Annotated in this window: 19 protein-coding genes; 18 read left to right on the top strand and 1 reads right to left on the bottom strand. The window is 64.2% G+C overall.

Annotated elements, in window-relative coordinates:
• Positions 1-55: 55 nt before the first annotated feature.
• The 17 genes from QO207_RS09015 (at position 56) to trpC (ending at position 14457) form a co-directional block, all read left to right on the top strand.
• Complete coding sequence (locus QO207_RS09015; RefSeq protein WP_301532116.1) at positions 56-382, top strand: GPW/gp25 family protein; 327 nt, start codon at positions 56-58, stop codon at positions 380-382.
• Complete coding sequence (locus tag QO207_RS09010; RefSeq protein WP_301532115.1) at positions 379-1269, top strand: baseplate J/gp47 family protein; 891 nt, start codon at positions 379-381, stop codon at positions 1267-1269. The genes QO207_RS09015 and QO207_RS09010 overlap by 4 nt, the downstream gene beginning before the upstream one ends.
• Positions 1262-1876: a phage tail protein I gene (locus QO207_RS09005; RefSeq protein ID WP_301532114.1), complete on the top strand. Its 615-nt coding sequence runs from the start codon at positions 1262-1264 to the stop codon at positions 1874-1876. Before QO207_RS09010 ends, QO207_RS09005 begins: the two co-directional genes overlap by 8 nt.
• Positions 1867-4206, top strand: coding sequence for a phage tail protein (locus QO207_RS09000; RefSeq protein ID WP_301532113.1), 2340 nt, complete (start codon positions 1867-1869; stop codon positions 4204-4206). The genes QO207_RS09005 and QO207_RS09000 overlap by 10 nt, the downstream gene beginning before the upstream one ends.
• A gap of 96 nt (positions 4207-4302) precedes the next feature.
• Positions 4303-5463, top strand: coding sequence for a phage tail sheath family protein (locus tag QO207_RS08995; protein ID WP_301532112.1), 1161 nt, complete (start codon positions 4303-4305; stop codon positions 5461-5463).
• A gap of 12 nt (positions 5464-5475) precedes the next feature.
• A complete protein-coding gene (locus QO207_RS08990) occupies positions 5476-5979 on the top strand; it encodes a phage major tail tube protein (protein ID WP_301532111.1) in 504 nt (167 codons plus the stop codon).
• Between the two features lie 11 nt (positions 5980-5990).
• Positions 5991-6332, top strand: coding sequence for a phage tail assembly protein (locus QO207_RS08985; protein WP_301532110.1), 342 nt, complete (start codon positions 5991-5993; stop codon positions 6330-6332).
• Between the two features lie 138 nt (positions 6333-6470).
• On the top strand, positions 6471-8312 hold the full coding sequence (locus tag QO207_RS08980) for a hypothetical protein (RefSeq protein WP_301532109.1): 1842 nt from the start codon (positions 6471-6473) through the stop codon (positions 8310-8312).
• Between the two features lie 9 nt (positions 8313-8321).
• Complete coding sequence (locus tag QO207_RS08975; protein ID WP_301532108.1) at positions 8322-9191, top strand: phage tail protein; 870 nt, start codon at positions 8322-8324, stop codon at positions 9189-9191.
• A complete protein-coding gene (locus QO207_RS08970; RefSeq protein ID WP_301532107.1) occupies positions 9160-9372 on the top strand; it encodes a tail protein X in 213 nt (70 codons plus the stop codon). Before QO207_RS08975 ends, QO207_RS08970 begins: the two co-directional genes overlap by 32 nt.
• A 55-nt stretch (positions 9373-9427) precedes the next feature.
• Positions 9428-10432, top strand: coding sequence for a phage late control D family protein (locus QO207_RS08965; RefSeq protein ID WP_301532106.1), 1005 nt, complete (start codon positions 9428-9430; stop codon positions 10430-10432).
• 1 nt (position 10433) lies between these two features.
• A complete protein-coding gene (locus QO207_RS08960) occupies positions 10434-11063 on the top strand; it encodes a glycoside hydrolase family 19 protein (RefSeq protein WP_301532105.1) in 630 nt (209 codons plus the stop codon).
• The gene (locus tag QO207_RS08955) at positions 11060-11416 is read left to right on the top strand and encodes a hypothetical protein (RefSeq protein ID WP_301532104.1); all 357 of its coding nucleotides are present in this window, start codon (positions 11060-11062) and stop codon (positions 11414-11416) included. Before QO207_RS08960 ends, QO207_RS08955 begins: the two co-directional genes overlap by 4 nt.
• The gene (locus tag QO207_RS08950; protein ID WP_301532103.1) at positions 11413-11664 is read left to right on the top strand and encodes a hypothetical protein; all 252 of its coding nucleotides are present in this window, start codon (positions 11413-11415) and stop codon (positions 11662-11664) included. Before QO207_RS08955 ends, QO207_RS08950 begins: the two co-directional genes overlap by 4 nt.
• Before the next feature lie 317 nt (positions 11665-11981).
• Complete coding sequence (locus tag QO207_RS08945) at positions 11982-12578, top strand: aminodeoxychorismate/anthranilate synthase component II (RefSeq protein ID WP_301532102.1); 597 nt, start codon at positions 11982-11984, stop codon at positions 12576-12578.
• Positions 12575-13624 carry an anthranilate phosphoribosyltransferase gene (trpD, locus tag QO207_RS08940; RefSeq protein ID WP_301532101.1) on the top strand — a complete coding sequence of 350 codons (1050 nt, stop codon included), beginning with the start codon at positions 12575-12577 and terminating at the stop codon, positions 13622-13624. The genes QO207_RS08945 and trpD overlap by 4 nt, the downstream gene beginning before the upstream one ends.
• Positions 13621-14457 carry an indole-3-glycerol phosphate synthase TrpC gene (trpC, locus tag QO207_RS08935; RefSeq protein WP_301532100.1) on the top strand — a complete coding sequence of 279 codons (837 nt, stop codon included), beginning with the start codon at positions 13621-13623 and terminating at the stop codon, positions 14455-14457. Before trpD ends, trpC begins: the two co-directional genes overlap by 4 nt.
• A 60-nt stretch (positions 14458-14517) precedes the next feature.
• Here trpC and crp read toward each other — a convergent pair whose 3' ends face one another.
• The gene (crp, locus tag QO207_RS08930; RefSeq protein WP_184598424.1) at positions 14518-15165 is read right to left on the bottom strand and encodes a cAMP-activated global transcriptional regulator CRP; all 648 of its coding nucleotides are present in this window, start codon (positions 15163-15165) and stop codon (positions 14518-14520) included.
• 372 nt (positions 15166-15537) lie between these two features.
• Here crp and QO207_RS08925 point away from each other — a divergent pair, with 372 nt between their 5' ends.
• Complete coding sequence (locus QO207_RS08925; RefSeq protein ID WP_015475289.1) at positions 15538-15960, top strand: OsmC family protein; 423 nt, start codon at positions 15538-15540, stop codon at positions 15958-15960.
• Positions 15961-16164: the final 204 nt, after the last annotated feature.

Here is a 16164-nt window from a genome sequence, read left to right as displayed (position 1 = left end):
GACCTGCCATGGGCAACTTTTCCCGTGCGCACCCTGAGCGACGGAGGGCGCGGCCATGATCGGCATGGATCGACGCAACGGCCAGCCGCTGAGCACGCTGGCGCACCTGAAGCAATCCATCGAGGACATCCTCACCACCCCGCTGGGCAGTCGGCGCATGCGCCCCGAGTACGGTAGTCGCCTGCGTCGCATGGTCGACCTGCCGGTGACTGAAGGCTGGAAGGGCGCGGTGCAGGCCGAAGTGGCCCGCGCCATCGGTCGCTGGGAACCACGCCTGCGCCTGAGTTCGGTGCAGGTCGTGGCAGTGGTCGCCGGCAACGTTTCGCTGCGCCTGCGCGGCGTCTACCTGGGCGATGAGATCGGACTGGAGGTGGCGGCATGAGCCTGATCGACCTGTCCCAGCTGCCCGCGCCGCAGGTGGTCGAGAGCCTCGACTACGAGACGCTCTATGAAGAGCTGCTGGCGGACTTTCGCAGCACCATGGGCGAAGGCTGGACGGCGGCGGTGGAGTCCGATCCGGTGGTCAAGCTGCTGGAGCTGGCGGCGTACCGCGAGCTGCTGCTGCGCGCCCGGATCAACGATGCCGCCCGCGCCGTGATGCTCGGCTACGCCACCCAGGGCGACCTGGATCAGCTGGCCGCCGGCTACAACGTCAGGCGCCTGGTGATCCAGGAAGCGGATGCCACGACCTCGCCGCCGACTCCGGCCGTGCTGGAGGGCGACGACTCGCTGCGCAACCGCACCCAGCTGGCCTTCGACCAGCTCTCGGTGGCCGGCCCGCGCAATGCCTACGTGGCCTTCGCCCTCGGCGCCGATGGGCGTATCGCCGATGTCTCGGCGATCAGCCCGCAGCCGTGTGAGGCACTGGTCAGCGTGCTGTCCTCCGAGGGCAATGGCGCAGCGTCTGCCGACCTGCTGGATGCGGTGCGCAAGGCGTTGAACGACGAGGATGTGCGCCCGGTGGGCGACCGCCTCACCGTTCAGTCCGCCGCCATCGTGCCCTACCAGGTCGATGCGCTGCTCTACATCTACCCCGGCCCGGAAGCCGAGTTGATCCAGCAGGCCGCCGAGGCTTCGCTGCAGACCTACATCGCCACCCAGCGTCGCATCGGTCGCGACATCCGCCGCAGCGCGCTGTTCGCTGCACTGCATGTGGAAGGCGTGCAGCGCGTCGAGCTGGCCAAGCCGGCAGCGGATGTGGTGCTCGATGCGACCCAGGCGGCGTACTGCAGCGGCTACCAGATCCGCGTGGGTGGCTCCGATGAGTAGCCGCCTGCTGCCGATCAACTCGACGCCGCTGGAGCGTGTGCTGGCCGACGTGCAGGTCGGTGATCTACCGGTGCCACTGCGCGAGCTGATGGACCCGCAACGCTGCCCGGTGGCGCTGCTGCCGTACCTGGCCTGGGCCTGGTCGGTGGATCGCTGGGACCCGGCATGGAGCGAGGCAGTGAAGCGCAAGGCGGTGGCCGCCGCGTTCCGCATCCACCAGCACAAGGGAACCATCGCCGCGCTGCGGAGGGTGATCGAGCCGCTGGGTTACCTGATCGAAATCATCGAGTGGTGGCAGGGTTCGCCCATGGGCGAACCGGGCACCTTTCGCCTGCGCATCGGCGTGCTCGACAGCGGTATCAGCGAGGAAATGTACCAGGAGGTGGAGCGCCTCATCGAAGACGCCAAACCGCTTACGCGGCACCTCATCGGGCTGGATATCAGCCTGGAATCCCAGGGGCGGATCACCGTCGGCTCCGGGCAATACGACGGCGACATCGTCACCGTCTACCCCTACCTCCCGGATGTGATCGAAGCGATCGGCAGCCACGGCTTGCCGGGCCGGGAACACACCATCGATAGCTTGAGTGTCTACCCATGGCAGTAACCTACTACGCACTACTCACCACCATCGGTGCCGGCAAGCTGGCGAATGCCACCGCGCTGGGCACTACCCTGAGAATCACCCAGCTCGCCGTCGGCGACGGCGGCGGCAACGTGCCGGCCCCCGACGCCAGCCGTACCCAGCTGGTCAACGAAGTCCGCCGCGCCCCGCTGAACCGCCTGAGCGTCGACCCGGCGAACAGCGCCCAGATCATCGCCGAACAGGTCATCCCCGAGGACGTGGGTGGCTGGTGGATCCGCGAGATGGGCCTGTACGACGAAGCCGGCGCGCTGATCGCCTACGCCAACTGCGCGCCGTCCTATAAACCACAATTGGCCGAAGGCAGCGGCCGCACCCAGACCGTGCGCATCGTGCTTATCGTCAGCAACGCCGCGTCGGTGGAACTGAAGATCGACCCTAGCGTGGTGCTGGCGACGCGGGAGTATGTCGACAGCGCCATCGTCAGTGCGATGAATCGGCTGGACTGCAAGCAGTCGGTCCGCGTCGCCACCACCGCGAGCATTACCCTGAGCGGCCTGCAGACCCTGGACGGTATCGTGCTGGTAGCAGGCGATCGGGTGCTGGTGAAGAACCAGAGCAATGCTGCGGACAACGGCATCTATGTTGCGGCGACCAACGCGTGGAAGCGCTCCACCGATGCCGACGAAAACAGCGAAGTCACTCCGGGCCTGACGGTGGTGGTGGAAAGCGGCACTTCCCAGGCCGACAGCATCTGGCAACTGGTGACTGATGGCGCGATTGTTCTGGGCACCACGGCGCTGGCGTTCCAGAACATCACTAATGGCCTGGCGCGCCTGGCGTCGCCGGCATTCACCGGCAATCCGACCGCGCCGACCCAGGATGTCTCGGATAACGACACCAGTCTTGCTACGACGGCTTTCGTGCGTAATGCGATGGCGGCTTATGGCATCGCGACTTCGGCCCTGAGCCCGCAGGTCGCTGATTTCGATGATGTGTCCCTGGCCTCCGGCCTCTACTACGTACCGGCCACGGCAACCGGCGGTCCCCTGGCTTCGCAGGGCGGGCTGATTCATCGGATTTACGGGGCTGGTGGCTTCCAGATCTTCATGATGTACAGCAGCGACCGCGCCTGGATTCGCCGCCGCGGCACCAGCACCTGGGGGCCTTGGCGCGAAGTGGCATTCCTGGATAGTCCGACCTTTACCGGTACTCCGGCTGCACCTACTCCTCCGCGTGGGGATGGCACGACGAAGCTGGCGACGACAGCTTATGTGCAGGATGCGTTGACCAGTTCTGGATTGGCCAGCTCCGGTAGTGGTGAGAGTCCTACCGATGCGGCGGGATTGGCTACGTTGAAGTCTGGCATGTATTACCTGACCTCCAATGTTTCTCCCTACCCGAACTACGCATTCATGATGCGTATGAGCTATTCGGGCAATCGTGGTTTTGAGCTGGCCAACGTTCCCTACACCGATAGATTCTTCGGGCGATCGAGCAACAACGATGGAACCTGGCGCGCGCCAGTGGAGCTGGCGAAGCTGGACTCGCCTGCCTTGAGTGGCGCACCCACTGCGCCTACACCCAATGCGGGGAACAACAGCCAGCAGTTGGCAACGACCGCCTTCATTCAATCTGCGATTGCTCCGCTGGCCACTCTGATCTCCCCCGCGTTAAGTGGTAACCCGACCGCGCCTACTGCAGCGCAGTTCGACAGCGACACTTCATTGGCCACCACAGCTTTCGTTCAGAGAGCTCTCGGTAGTCTTTCGGGGTTTGTAACCTACAGCGCGAGCAATGTCTGGCTGACCAATTCTGATCTGGGCAAGTACGTCTATTGCACCACCAATGGAATGACGGTCACCTTACCTGACGCAACCAAAGCTCCTGCCGGGTCACGGGTCTACGTTCAAGCAGCTGCCGGTATTACGTCGATCAGCGTGAATAACGTTAACGGGAATCTCAGCGGAACCAACGATAGGACAGTGGGCACGGACTTTATTGGTCTTCTGGGAGATACAAGTTGCGAGTTCATTTGTAGTGGAACCAATTGGTTCGCAACGGGCGGCAGCGGGGCTAGTTCGCTTACTAGCAATGGTTATCTGAAGTTTCCTAACGGCCTGATAGTTCAATGGTGCACCAGTGAAATGGTAGCTGCCGGAAAGACCGGCCTGGTTGCCTGGCCGATGGTATTTCCGGTCGCCGCTCTTTGGGCGATCGCTGCTCCTGTTGCGTCTGCGCCCAACGCAGCTGCTGGGAACGTTGTTGTGGGAACGCTAAGTACCAATGGAGCTGGACTGCATAATTGGGGGGTAATTGATGCTCCTGCCCGTATTCTGGCAATAGGTTGTTAGACCTTCCCAAGATTCCTTTTTTGCTCTGTCGATTTTTCGGCATGAGCCAACACCCAACCGCCTCCCGGCGGTTTTTTTATGTCTGGAGAAAACCCTATGAGCTTCTTTCACGGCGTCACCGTGACCAATGTCGACGTCGGTGCGCGCACCATTGCGCTGCCGTCGTCCTCGATCATCGGCCTGGTGGATACCTTCACCCCCGAGGCCAAGCTGACCGCGCAGGCCGATGTGCCGGTGCTGCTCACCAGCCTGCGCGAAGCGGCTGCCGCCTTCGGTACCGCCTCGGCGATCTACAAGTCCTGCACCGCCATCTTCACCCAGTCCGCCGCGGTGGTCGTGGCGGTGGGTGTGGCGAAGGTCGAGGATGCTGCGCAGCTGACTTCCGCGATCATCGGCACTGTCACCGAGGCCGGCCAGCGTACCGGCCTGCAGGCGCTGCTCGACGGCAAGTCGCGCTTCAACGCCCAGCCGCGCCTGCTGATCGCGCCGAAGCATTCCGCTACCCAGGCGGTGGCCACTGCCATGGGCGCGCTGGCCGAGAAGCTGCGCGCCATCGCCATTGTCGACGGCCCGAATACCACCGACGAGGCGGCCATCGCCTATGCCGGCGAGTTCGGCAGCAAGCGCATCTACCTGGTCGATCCGGGCGTGCAGTACTGGGACACCGCCAGCAGCGCCACCGTCGACGCGCCGGCTTCGGCCAACGCCGCCGCGCTGTTCGCCTGGACCGACAGCCAGTACGGCTTCTGGTCCTCGCCGTCGAACAAGGAGCTGCTCGGCATCACCGGCACCGGCCGTCCCATCGAGTTCCTCGACGGCGACGAGACCTGCCGCGCCAACCTGCTCAACAACGCCAACATCACCACCATCATCCGCGATGACGGCTACCGCCTGTGGGGCAACCGCACCCTGTCCAGCGACGCCAAGTGGGCCTTCGTGACCCGCGTGCGGACCATGGACATGGTGATGGACGCGATCCTCGCCGGGCACAAGTGGGCGGTCGACCGCGGTATCACCAAGACCTATGTGAAGGACGTCACCGAGGGCCTGCAGGCCTTCATGCGCGACCTGAAGAACCAGGGCGCGGTGATCGACTTCGAGGTCTATGCCGACCCGGAACTCAACACCGCCAGCCAGCTGGCCCAGGGCAAGGTGTACTGGAACATCCGCTTCACCGACGTACCGCCTGCCGAGAACCCCAACTTCCGCGTCGAGGTGACCGATCAGTGGCTCACCGAAGTCCTGGACGCAGCTTAAGGAGAACCAACGATGATTCCGCAGATCCTCACCAACACCAACCTTTTCGTCGACGGCGTCAGCTTTGCCGGTGACGTACCGTCCCTGACCCTGCCGACCCTCAAGGTGAAGACCCAGGAGTACCGTGCCGGCGGCATGGATGCTCCGGTCCTGCTCGATGTCGGCCTGGAGGCCATGGAGGCCAAGTTCACCACCAACGGCGCCCGTCGCGAGGCCATGAAGTTCTTCGGCCTGAGCGACCAGGGTTCCTTCAATGGCACCTTCCGCGGCTCCTTCAAGACCCAGAAGGGCGCCACCGTGCCGGTGGTCGCCACCGTCCGCGGCCTGCTCAAGGAGATCAACCCGGGCGACTGGAAGGCCGGTGACCTGGCCGCCTGCACCTACAGCGTGGCGGTCACCTACTACAAGCTGGAAGTGGAAGGCCGCGAGATGTTCGAGATCGACCCGGCCAACTCGGTGCGCAAGATCGACGGCGTCGACCAGCTCGCCGCCATGCGTAACGACCTGGGCGTCTGAGGAGAACCCTGATGCAAGACTCCGTCAAACAGCCCGCGTGGCTGAGCCTGTCCGAAGACGCGGCGGTGGTGAAACTGTCCCGCCCGACCTCCTGCAACGGCGTCGAGGTCGACGCCCTTACCCTGCGCGCACCCACCGTGCGTGACATCCGCCTGGCCAGCAAGGTCGCCAGCGATGACGAGGAGCGCGAGCTGCAACTGTTCGCCTCGCTGCTGCAGGTCAGCCGCCAGGACCTGGAGGGGCTCAAGCTCAGCGACTACCAGCGCCTGCAACACGCCTACTTTCGCCTGGTGCGAGAAGACGGCGATGAGCTTCGCGCTGATGCGCCAGCTGGCGCGGCGACTGGCGACTGAGTCGGGCTTCACGGCCGGCGAACTGGAACGCATGACCCTGAGCGACCTGCATTGGTGGCTTGGGGACGAGGCGGGTTAGTTCGCTTCGCAGGGGGTGCCGGGTAACCGGTGCCCTTTGTCGTCAGGGAGGTAAATGAAATGAACGTTAGTGAAACCAATAGGGTAACGGTGGTGCTTGGCCCCGAGGTGGGCCAGGCGCTTGGGTTGTCGCTCGGCCTGGTCTTGAAGGACTCACTGGGGCTGGCCATTGCCGATGCCGTTGTGCGCTTGCAGGGCGAAAGCAGGCGGGTGATGACAGATGACGCTCCTGAGCCACCGAGCAATGCCCTGCATCAGTCACTGCAACAGGATGTGCGAGAGGGGGACGAGGTCGCTCGCCAGACACTCGAGACCCTGCGGGAAATCGCCACTTTGCTTCGACGTCCGGGCCCGGCCGGTATCGCAGGCAGCGCTGCACAGATTGGCTCGGCGGCCCAAGCAACCGCCGTGCAGCCGGTCAGTGTCGATTGGCAGGACAAGGACTCGACCATCTTCCAGATACTGTCCAACCCTCTGGACGCTGTCTCTATGGCGCTCACCAGTGCTCACCGTTACGAGCAGCGGGTTCAGGAGCTGGTGGTGCGCGGCGGCAAGGTGCCGGGAAGCGCGTCCGAAAGTTTCGTCAAGGCCCGGGTCGAGGCGGCGGCGCAGGACAGCGGGCTGGATGTCCAGGCGGCGCTGGACATGACCCGGCAGTTGATGAACGTCGGTCTCACGCTCAGGCAAAGCCTCGAGTATCTGCCGGCTGCGACAAAGCTGCAGTACGGCAAGGCCATCGCACCGGACGCCGTGGCGACACTGGTGAAGAACGTCGTCGACTACGGCGATGACAGTGCGGCGGGAGTAGAGCGGAGCCTGGGCGTCATTTCCTGGCGAGCGCGCCGGGAAGATATACCTGCCGAACTTCTGGTGCGTCGGCTCAATGGCGGGCAGGACAGTCGGCCGTGGACGCAGGTCCTGCGGCAACCCGAGGAGATGCGCACTGAGCCGGCCTTGGTGTTGCAAGCGGATGTCGATGCGCGACGGGGGACTGTCCAGGGGCTGCGCCGCGCGACTGAAAACACCGTGGTAGGAGCATTGCAGGCCGGTGGCAGCGTCGCTCTGGAACTGGCTGATAAAAGCTTGCCGGCGCTGGCTTTCTCTGCCGATTGGCTGAAAGAGTCCACGCCCTTGGTGGGAGCAGGTCTGGCGGCCGCGACAGGACAGTTTGGGTTGTCGAAGGACATGCTGGAGACCTATGCATCCACGGTAGGACTGGAGGGACTTTCGCGCAGCCTCCGTTCAGTCGATCTGGGCGTGTTTGCCGATCGTTCGGAACTGGTTATGAAGCTCGGTGAGCATCTTGCCGAGAAGCCTGGAGGATCTCCCAGTACCTGGAAGCTGCCGGAGCTGAGTTTGAATCCCTCGATCATCTGGCGTGGCGTGCGCAGCTACTGGGACAACATCGGCTATGGCCCGGCCGCGCGACCGTGGGGCTCGGCGCTGGATGATTCTTCGCGATCACGCCGCCGTTCACGCGCAGGGGCTGGTCCCGAAGTGCATGGCGATGATGAGGGCAGCCAAGCTCTGGGTGCAGGCCTGGCTGGCAGCATGCTGGGCGGCTGGACAGTGCCGGTGGTTGGTCCATTCATCGGTGCCATGCTTGGCGGGCTGACCGATTGGGGGGGCATGCCTGATACGAGCAAGGCTAATCGGAGCGAAGGTGCCGAGCAGGTACCACAGGAAGGCGCCTTGGGGCCGGATGCTTCCTCTGCCTCTCCGGTCAAGGTGCCGACCACGGAGAACTGGACGTTCTCCCCGCAGATCAGCATCAACGTATCCGGCAACCTGAGCGACCCCAATCAGTTGGCCAATGACCTGCTGCCAAGGTTGCGGCAACTGCTGACGGACTTCTCCCTGGAACGGCAGCGCGATGCGCTGTTCGATCCGGTCGTGGTTTAAGGAGGCGATATGGCGTTTTGGGAACATCTGCAAGGCGGCCTGGCCGGGCTCGCCCAGGCAGCAGAAGATGGCCGCCGCGACCTGGATGGGATGGTTGCGCCGGTGAATGGTGCTATCGGAGATATCCGTGGTGCGGCCGGCGAACTGGAGAGCCTGCCTGGCGTTTCGCCAGCGATGGCGGGCAAGGTGCAGCGAGCGATGCAAGGTATCGAGCGCGCACAGGTGAAGGTCAATAAGGTCGCCAACACCTACAACAGCGCTGCGCGTGCCTTGAAAGGCATCGATGAGCGTATGCAGGGGTTGGGCGAACAGGTGGACCGGGCCAGGAAAGCGGTGGACAAGGTCATCGGCAAGGTCGGCGATTCGCTGGGTTCGATACTGCCCAGCTCGGTGCTGGCGCCCCAGCCGTCACCCGGTGATTTCATGTGCGCGATTCCCCAGCCGCACCTGCTGGTCATGAACGTTGTGGGCTCGCCGACGCAGTTCTTCTTCAACATCGACACGGTGCCCTTCGAGTCGGCGACTCGCATCAGCCAGCTCACCTGGAAGGACCAGGCACGGCTGGGCCGGCGGGGTGCCCTGCAATACGTCGGCGTTGGTGCGGAGACGCTATTGCTGAAGGCGACGCTCATGCCGGCCCTGTCGCGGGTATCGGGCAAGCGCGTGGGATGGAAGATGCCGAACCAGCTGCGCGAAATCGCCTTGAGCGGCAAGCCGGTGAACCTGATCAGCGGCTACGGGGATCACCTGGGGACCTGGTGCCTGACCAAGGTCAGCGAGACGCAGAGTGCTCTGCTCACCAATGGTACCCCGCGCAATCAAGCCCTCGAACTGGAGTTCAACCGCTATGGCGACGACAACGAACTATCGCAGCAGTAATGGCGACGTGTTGGATCAGCTCTGCTATCAGCGCTACGGCCATCTCAAGGGGTGCGTGGAGGCGGTGCTCAAGGCCACCCCGGGCCTGGCCGACGAGCCACAACCGTTGCGCGCTGGCGTGCTGATCCGCATGCCCGATCTGACGGCGCCAGACAATCCGCAGGTTCGCCTGTGGGATTGATTTGGCTGCTCCTTCATGGCCCCGCGCAAGCGGGGCTTTTTCATTCTGGTGACCCATGAAACCTGTCTTTCGCATCGTTGCCGATGGCCGCGACATCTCGGCACAGGTCAACGACCGTGTGCTCGAACTGGTAGTGACCGACAAGCATGGCCTGGAATCGGACACCCTTTCGCTCACTCTCGATGATCGCGCCGGCACCGTGGTGCTGCCGCGGCGCGGCGCGGAGCTGGAACTGTACCTGGGCTATGAAGAAACGGGTGTCGCACCGATGGGGCGCTACACGGTGGACACCGTAACCTTCAGTGGCGCGCCAGATACGCTGGTGATCAAGGCCAAGTCCGGCGACTCGCGCAATGCCGGCAAGTCTGTTCGCAGCGACAGCTGGGAGAACGTGACGCTGGCCGAGGTGGTGGCTCGCATTGCCGAGCGTAACGGCTGGAAGGCCGAGTGCGAAGTGAAGACGCGAATTGCGCGCGCGGACCAGATCAATGAGTCCGACTATCACTTCATCACCCGCCTGGCGCGTCAGTACGACTGCACGGCGAAGATCGCTGACCTGAAGCTGCTGGTCATTCCTCGTCAGGCGGGCCGCAGTGCCTCGGGGCAGGCACTGGACAGCGTGCTCCTCAAGCGCGGTGATGTCAGCTCCTTCACGTTTACCCTGGACGATCGCAAGGTAGTCGCGAAGGTGGTCGTGCCTTATCAGGGGGCTGACGGCACTCTGCGCACGGTGACGGCGGCGAACCCGAATGCGCCGAAGAATGTACTGGCCGAGTACGTCGAGCGCCATGCCCAGGCCAATGAGGCGGCAGCCCGACAGCTGGCCAAGTCGCGGCTGGCGGACTTCAACCGGCAGACCGCCGGCGTCCGTTTACAGCTGCCGGGCCGCGCTGATCTCTTCGCGGAGTGCCTGGTCGAGTTGAGCGGATTCAAGACCGGAGTCGACGGCGTTTACCTGGTCGATACCGTGACTCAGCACTACCAGGCGAGCGGTTGGACGACCAGCGTGCTGTGCAATGGCGGGAGCGACGGCAAGGCGCTGGCAGGGGAGGGCAGCTGACATGCAGATCGACGAACGCCAGCTCCTGCTGGTACTGCCCAACGCCCGCCCCGTCGCGGGCGTTTTTCTACCGGCGCTGGACGCCGCTCTGCGCGATTTCGCCATCGATACACCTGCGCGTGCTGCCGCCTTCCTCGCCCAGGTCGGGTACGAGAGTGCGCAGCTGACCCGTTGCGTGGAAAGCCTGACCTACAGCGCGCAGCGCCTGGCCGCAGTCTGGCCGCGACGCTTTCGCAGTGCCGACGGCTCGCCCACGGCTCTGGCGCGGGAAGTGGCGTACCAGCCTGAGCGCATCGCCAACCTCGTGTACGCGGGGCGCAACGGCAATGGTGACGAGGCGTCCGGTGATGGCTGGCGCTTTCGTGGGCGCGGGCTGCTGCAGGTCACTGGGCGGAGCAATTACCGGTCGGTGGGCGAGGGTCTGGAGCAGCCCTTCGTCGCCCGCCCGCAGCTGCTGGCGGAGCCGCGCTGGGCGTGCCGCTCCGCCGCCTGGTGGTGGCAGCGCAACGGTCTCAATGAGCTGGCCGATGGCGAGCGTTTCGAGGACATCACCCGGCGCATCAATGGTGGGCTGAACGGCCTGGAGGCGCGCCTGCAGCTTTGGCGTCGCGCCCAGGAGGTGCTGGGATGAATCGCTTCTGGCTGGCGCTGGGCATGGCCGGCTTTCTGCTCGGCGGCTTCATCGGTGGTTGGCTGACGGCGCGCTTCTATGGCGGGCAGCTGGAGAGCATGCGCCTGGAACAGGTGCGCTGCAGCGACGCCGGCAAGGCGCTGGAGTCGAAGCTGGCGCTGCAGAGCACTCAGGTCGAGGCGCTGGAGCAGGCTGCTCGCCAGCGCGCCGACTCCGCCGAGCGCGCCCTGGCCCAGGCGCGCGAGCAGGCGCAGAACCATGAAGCTGCTGCCAGCCGGCTGCTGCTGGAACGCAGCGAGGGTGAGGAGTGTGCGGTGGTGCGTCAGTTGATCGACCGGGAGCTGTTGCCATGAAGTGGCTGCTGGCGATTCCCGTACTGCTCCTGGCGGGCTGCGTTGCGACCGCACCGAAGCCCCTGGAGGTGCGCATTCCCGTCCCGGTGCCGTGTCAGCCGCCGGCGCTCGAAACCCCTCGATTCGCCACCACCGACCTGCGTCCGGCGGACGATCTGCAAACCAAGGTACGGGCGCTGCTGGCCGAGCGGCAGCAACACCTGGCCTACGAAACCCGCCTGCGCGCCGCGCTCGACGCGTGCCGCTGAACCTTCCTACCTTCGTCGGCAGGGCCGCCGCGCATATTGCGCTGGCGCCCGGCCTTGGGCTACTGTTCGGCCATCGCTAGGCGAGACCGCAACCGTGATCCACAGCACCCGCATCATCACCTCCCTCCTCAAGGCATTCGCCCGTTGGCGCTGGCGCGCCTGATTCCTTCTTTCCCGGCATAGCGCCGGTCTCTTCTTACGCGTCCATTTCTCCCATCCGCTGGCATAATTGCCAGATTCGCGCAGCCTACGAGGCCGCAACGGGTGTCGACGATGGCGCGATCCGAAAGCAGTGCAATCATGAGGTTCGAGCAGACATGCTGCTGATGATCGATAACTACGATTCCTTTACCTACAACCTGGTGCAGTACTTCGCCGAGTTGCAGGCCGACATCCACGTCATTCGCAATGACGAACTGAGCGTCGACGAGATCGCCGCGCTCAACCCCGAACGCATCGTCCTGTCCCCCGGCCCGTGCACGCCGAACGAGGCGGGCGTGTCCCTGGCAGTCATCGAGCGCTTCGCCGGCAAGCTGCCGCTGCTGGGCGTGTGCCTGGGCCACCAGTCCATCGGCCAGGCCTTCGGTGGCGACGTGGTGCGTGCCCGCCAGGTCATGCACGGCAAGGTCAGCCCGGTGTTCCACAAGGACCAGGGCGTATTCGCCGGCCTGAACAATCCGCTGACCCAGACCCGCTACCACTCCCTGGTGGTGAAGCGCGAGACGCTGCCCGACTGCCTGGAAATCACCGCCTGGACCGCGCTGGAAGACGGCGTGGTCGACGAGATCATGGGCCTGCGCCACAAGACGCTGAACGTCGAGGGCGTGCAGTTCCATCCCGAGTCGATCCTTTCCGAACAGGGCCACGAGATGCTGGCCAACTTCCTCAAGCAGACCGGCGGAGTGCGCGCATGAACATCAAGGAAGCCCTCAGCCGCGTGGTCAATCAGCTGGACCTGACCACCGAGGAAATGCAGGACGTCATGCGCGAGATCATGACCGGGCAGTGCACCGACGCGCAGATCGGCGCCTTCCTCATGGGCATGCGCATGAAGAGCGAGACCATCGACGAGATCGTCGGCGCCGTGGCGGTGATGCGCGAGCTGGCCGACCAGGTCGAGCTGGACAGCCTCAAGCACGTGGTCGATGTGGTCGGCACCGGTGGCGACGGCGCGAACATCTTCAACGTGTCCTCGGCGGCGGCCTTCGTGGTCGCCGCTGCTGGCGGCAAGGTCGCCAAACACGGTAACCGTGCGGTCTCCGGCAAGAGCGGCAGCGCCGACCTGCTGGAGGCTGCCGGCATCTACCTGGACCTGAAACCGGTCCAGGTGAAGCGTTGCATCGAGACCGTGGGCGTCGGCTTCATGTTCGCCCAGGTCCACCACAAGGCCATGAAGCACGCTGCCGGCCCGCGTCGCGAGCTGGGCCTGCGTACCCTGTTCAACATGCTTGGCCCGCTGACCAACCCGGCGGGTGTGAAGCACCAGGTGGTCGGCGTGTTCAGCCAGGCGCTGTGCCGCCCGCTGGCCGAGGTGCTCAAGCGCCTGGGCAGCGAGCACATCCTGGTGGTGCATTCGCGCGATGGCCTGGATGAGTTCAGCCTCGCTGCAGCGACCCACGTCGCCGAACTGAAGGACGGCGTGGTCACCGAATACGAAGTGCAGCCCGAGGACTTCGGCATCAAGAGCCAGAGCCTGATCGGCCTGACCGTGGACAGCCCGCAGCAGTCGCTGGAGCTGATCCGCGATGCCCTCGGCCGACGCAAGACCGAGGCCGGGCAGAAGGCCGCCGAGCTGATCGTGCTCAACGCCGGCGCCGCGCTCTACGCCGCGGACCTGGCGACCAGCCTGCACGAAGGCATGCAACTGGCCCACGACGCCCTGCACACCGGGCTGGCGCGGGAGAAAATGGAAGAGCTGGCGGCCTTCACCGCCGTTTACCGAGAGGAGAACGCACAGTGAGTGTGCCGACGGTTCTGCAGAAGATCCTGGCCCGCAAGGCCGAAGAAGTCGCCGAACGCCGCGCCCGCGTCAGCTTTGCCGAGGTCGAGCAACTGGCACGCGCAGCCGATGCCCCGCGTGGCTTCGCCAATGCCCTGCTGGAACGCGCCAAGCGCCGTGAGGCGGCAGTCATTGCCGAGGTGAAGAAGGCTTCGCCGAGCAAGGGCATCCTGCGCGAGAACTTCGACCCGGCCGATATCGCCCGCAGCTACGAAGAGGGCGGCGCTGCCTGCCTCTCGGTGCTGACCGACATCGACTTCTTCCTCGGCAGCGATGCCTACCTGAAAGAAGCCCGCGCGGCCTGCTCGCTGCCGGTGATCCGCAAGGATTTCATGATCGACCCCTACCAGGTAGTGGAAGCCCGTGCCATCGGCGCCGACTGCATCCTGCTGATCGTCTCGGCGCTGGATGACGTGCGCATGGCCGAGCTGGCCTCGGTGGCCAAGGACGTCGGCCTCGACGTGCTGGTGGAAGTGCACGACGCCCCGGAACTCGAGCGCGCGCTGAAGACCCTGGACACCCCGCTGGTCGGCATCAACAACCGCAACCTGCACACCTTCGAGGTAAGCCTGGAGACCACCCTGGACCTGCTGCCGGAGATCCCGCGCGAGCGCATGGTGATCACCGAGAGCGGCATCCTCAATCGCGCCGATGTCGAGCTGATGGAAGTCAGTGAGGTCTACGGCTTCCTGGTTGGCGAAGCCTTCATGCGTGCCGACGAGCCGGGTACCGAACTCAAGCGCCTGTTCTTCCCCGAGCGCAGCAAGGTCAAGCTGGGCGCCGACCCGGACTGAGCCCTGGCGTGGACACAAAAAAGCCGGCGATTGCCGGCTTTTTTGCATTCTGGCGTTTCTTCAGCGGGTGCCGAAGACCACCATGGTCTTGCCCTTCACGTGCACCAGGCCCTGTTCTTCCAGGCTCTTGAGCACACGTCCGACCATCTCGCGGGAGCAGCCCACGATGCGGCCGATTTCCTGGCGGGTGATCTTGATCTGCATGCCGTCCGGGTGGGTCATGGCGTCCGGCTGCTGGCACAGGTCCAGCAGGGTACGGGCGACACGGCCGGTCACGTCGAGGAAGGCCAGGTCGCCGACCTTGCGCGTGGTCTTGCGCAGGCGATCGGCCATCTGGCTGCCGAGGGTGAAGAGAATCTCCGGGTCCTGCTGGCTCAGTTCACGGAACTTCGCGTAGCTGATCTCGGCGACTTCGCATTCGGTCTTGGCGCGGATCCAGGCGCTGCGCTCCTGGGCGGTGCTGCCTTCCTTGTCGAAAAGCCCCATCTCACCGAAGAAGTCGCCGGTGTTGAGGTAGCCGATGATCATTTCCCGACCGTCGTCATCCTCGATCAGGACGGTGACCGACCCCTTGATGATGAAGAACAGGCTCTCGCAGCGGTCACCGGCGTAGATGATGGTGCTCTTGGCGGTGAAGCGGCGGCGATGACAGTGCGCGAGCAACTTGTCGAGGTTCTTGATTTTGGGTGTAAGGGTAATAGCTACCATGCCCGAGTCCCGGAAATTATAAGAGTGGCCTTTGCACAACAGGCGTCTAATGATTTTTATGTACAGCTGTGAAGCCGTGCTTCCCTGAAGAGATCCCCCTCGATCGCCAGGGCGGCTGCATTGCCTTTTTTGCAACTTGCTTGTACGTAAACGGGCAAGAGCTTAACAGACGAGGTGTTACCAACAATCGGAAACCTGGAACAATCGTCACGGCAATTTCCGAGAGTGTGCCAGTAAACTGACGTCAGCTTAAGCCGCAAATGCATACTCGTCGTGTGGAAATGAGACCTGCGTAACAGCCACAGGCCCCGCTGGGCGTGCTAGAGGGCTGTGTTAAGCTGTCGCCCCTTTTTTCCGGCGGAGTCCTTTGCAATGAAAGCGCGAATCCAGTGGGCGGGCGAGGCCATGTTCCTCGGCGAATCCGGCAGTGGCCACGTCGTGGTAATGGATGGCCCGCCGGATGCCGGTGGCCGCAACCTGGGCGTGCGCCCGATGGAAATGCTGCTGCTGGGCCTGGGCGGCTGCACCAACTTCGATGTGGTCAGCATCCTGAAGAAAGGTCGCCAGCCGGTGGAGAGCTGCGAGGCCTTCCTCGAAGCCGAGCGCGCCGATGAAGATCCCAAGGTGTTCACCAAGATCCACGTGCATTTCGTGGTCAAGGGCCGTGGCCTGAAGGAAGCCCAGGTGAAGCGCGCGGTGGAACTCTCCGCCGAGAAATACTGCTCCGCCTCGATCATGCTCGGCCGCGCCGGCGTCGAGATCACCCACGACTACGAAATCGTGGAACTGGGCTGACAGCCCCCTTCATCCTTTCATCATCAAGGGTGCGCAAACTCTGGCAGAGGTCGCCTGACCTCTGCATAATGCGCCACCTTTTTTCAGGGCCATCCGGCCCGAAACCAAGCAACCACAATCGCCATCGCGAAGAGGTGTAAACCGTCCTACGCAGGTGCCGCCGTACGCATCTGACGGGCATGCTCAACCACGCGGCAGAGCCGC

This window comes from Pseudomonas sp. CAN1 (assembly GCF_030462585.1).
GTDB lineage: Bacteria > Pseudomonadota > Gammaproteobacteria > Pseudomonadales > Pseudomonadaceae > Pseudomonas.
Note: the sequence above shows the minus strand (reverse complement) of the source record. Positions and strands in the feature narration are given on the sequence as shown.

Bases quoted from the DNA above. Each gene is read 5' to 3' on its own strand.
- QO207_RS08980 (WP_301532109.1), top strand. From the start codon at position 6,471: ATGAACGTTAGTGAAACCAATAGGGTAACGGTGGTGCTTGGCCCCGAG.
- QO207_RS08995 (WP_301532112.1), top strand. From the start codon at position 4,303: ATGAGCTTCTTTCACGGCGTCACCGTGACCAATGTCGACGTCGGTGCG.
- QO207_RS08925 (WP_015475289.1), top strand. From the start codon at position 15,538: ATGAAAGCGCGAATCCAGTGGGCGGGCGAGGCCATGTTCCTCGGCGAA.
- QO207_RS08960 (WP_301532105.1), top strand. From the start codon at position 10,434: ATGCAGATCGACGAACGCCAGCTCCTGCTGGTACTGCCCAACGCCCGC.
- QO207_RS09015 (WP_301532116.1), top strand. From the start codon at position 56: ATGATCGGCATGGATCGACGCAACGGCCAGCCGCTGAGCACGCTGGCG.
- QO207_RS08985 (WP_301532110.1), top strand. From the start codon at position 5,991: ATGCAAGACTCCGTCAAACAGCCCGCGTGGCTGAGCCTGTCCGAAGAC.
- QO207_RS08975 (WP_301532108.1), top strand. From the start codon at position 8,322: ATGGCGTTTTGGGAACATCTGCAAGGCGGCCTGGCCGGGCTCGCCCAG.
- QO207_RS08970 (WP_301532107.1), top strand. From the start codon at position 9,160: ATGGCGACGACAACGAACTATCGCAGCAGTAATGGCGACGTGTTGGAT.
- QO207_RS08990 (WP_301532111.1), top strand. From the start codon at position 5,476: ATGATTCCGCAGATCCTCACCAACACCAACCTTTTCGTCGACGGCGTC.
- crp (WP_184598424.1), bottom strand. From the start codon at position 15,165: ATGGTAGCTATTACCCTTACACCCAAAATCAAGAACCTCGACAAGTTG.
- QO207_RS09010 (WP_301532115.1), top strand. From the start codon at position 379: ATGAGCCTGATCGACCTGTCCCAGCTGCCCGCGCCGCAGGTGGTCGAG.
- trpD (WP_301532101.1), top strand. From the start codon at position 12,575: ATGAACATCAAGGAAGCCCTCAGCCGCGTGGTCAATCAGCTGGACCTG.
- QO207_RS08955 (WP_301532104.1), top strand. From the start codon at position 11,060: ATGAATCGCTTCTGGCTGGCGCTGGGCATGGCCGGCTTTCTGCTCGGC.
- QO207_RS09005 (WP_301532114.1), top strand. From the start codon at position 1,262: ATGAGTAGCCGCCTGCTGCCGATCAACTCGACGCCGCTGGAGCGTGTG.
- QO207_RS08965 (WP_301532106.1), top strand. From the start codon at position 9,428: ATGAAACCTGTCTTTCGCATCGTTGCCGATGGCCGCGACATCTCGGCA.
- QO207_RS08945 (WP_301532102.1), top strand. From the start codon at position 11,982: ATGCTGCTGATGATCGATAACTACGATTCCTTTACCTACAACCTGGTG.
- QO207_RS08950 (WP_301532103.1), top strand. From the start codon at position 11,413: ATGAAGTGGCTGCTGGCGATTCCCGTACTGCTCCTGGCGGGCTGCGTT.
- QO207_RS09000 (WP_301532113.1), top strand. From the start codon at position 1,867: ATGGCAGTAACCTACTACGCACTACTCACCACCATCGGTGCCGGCAAG.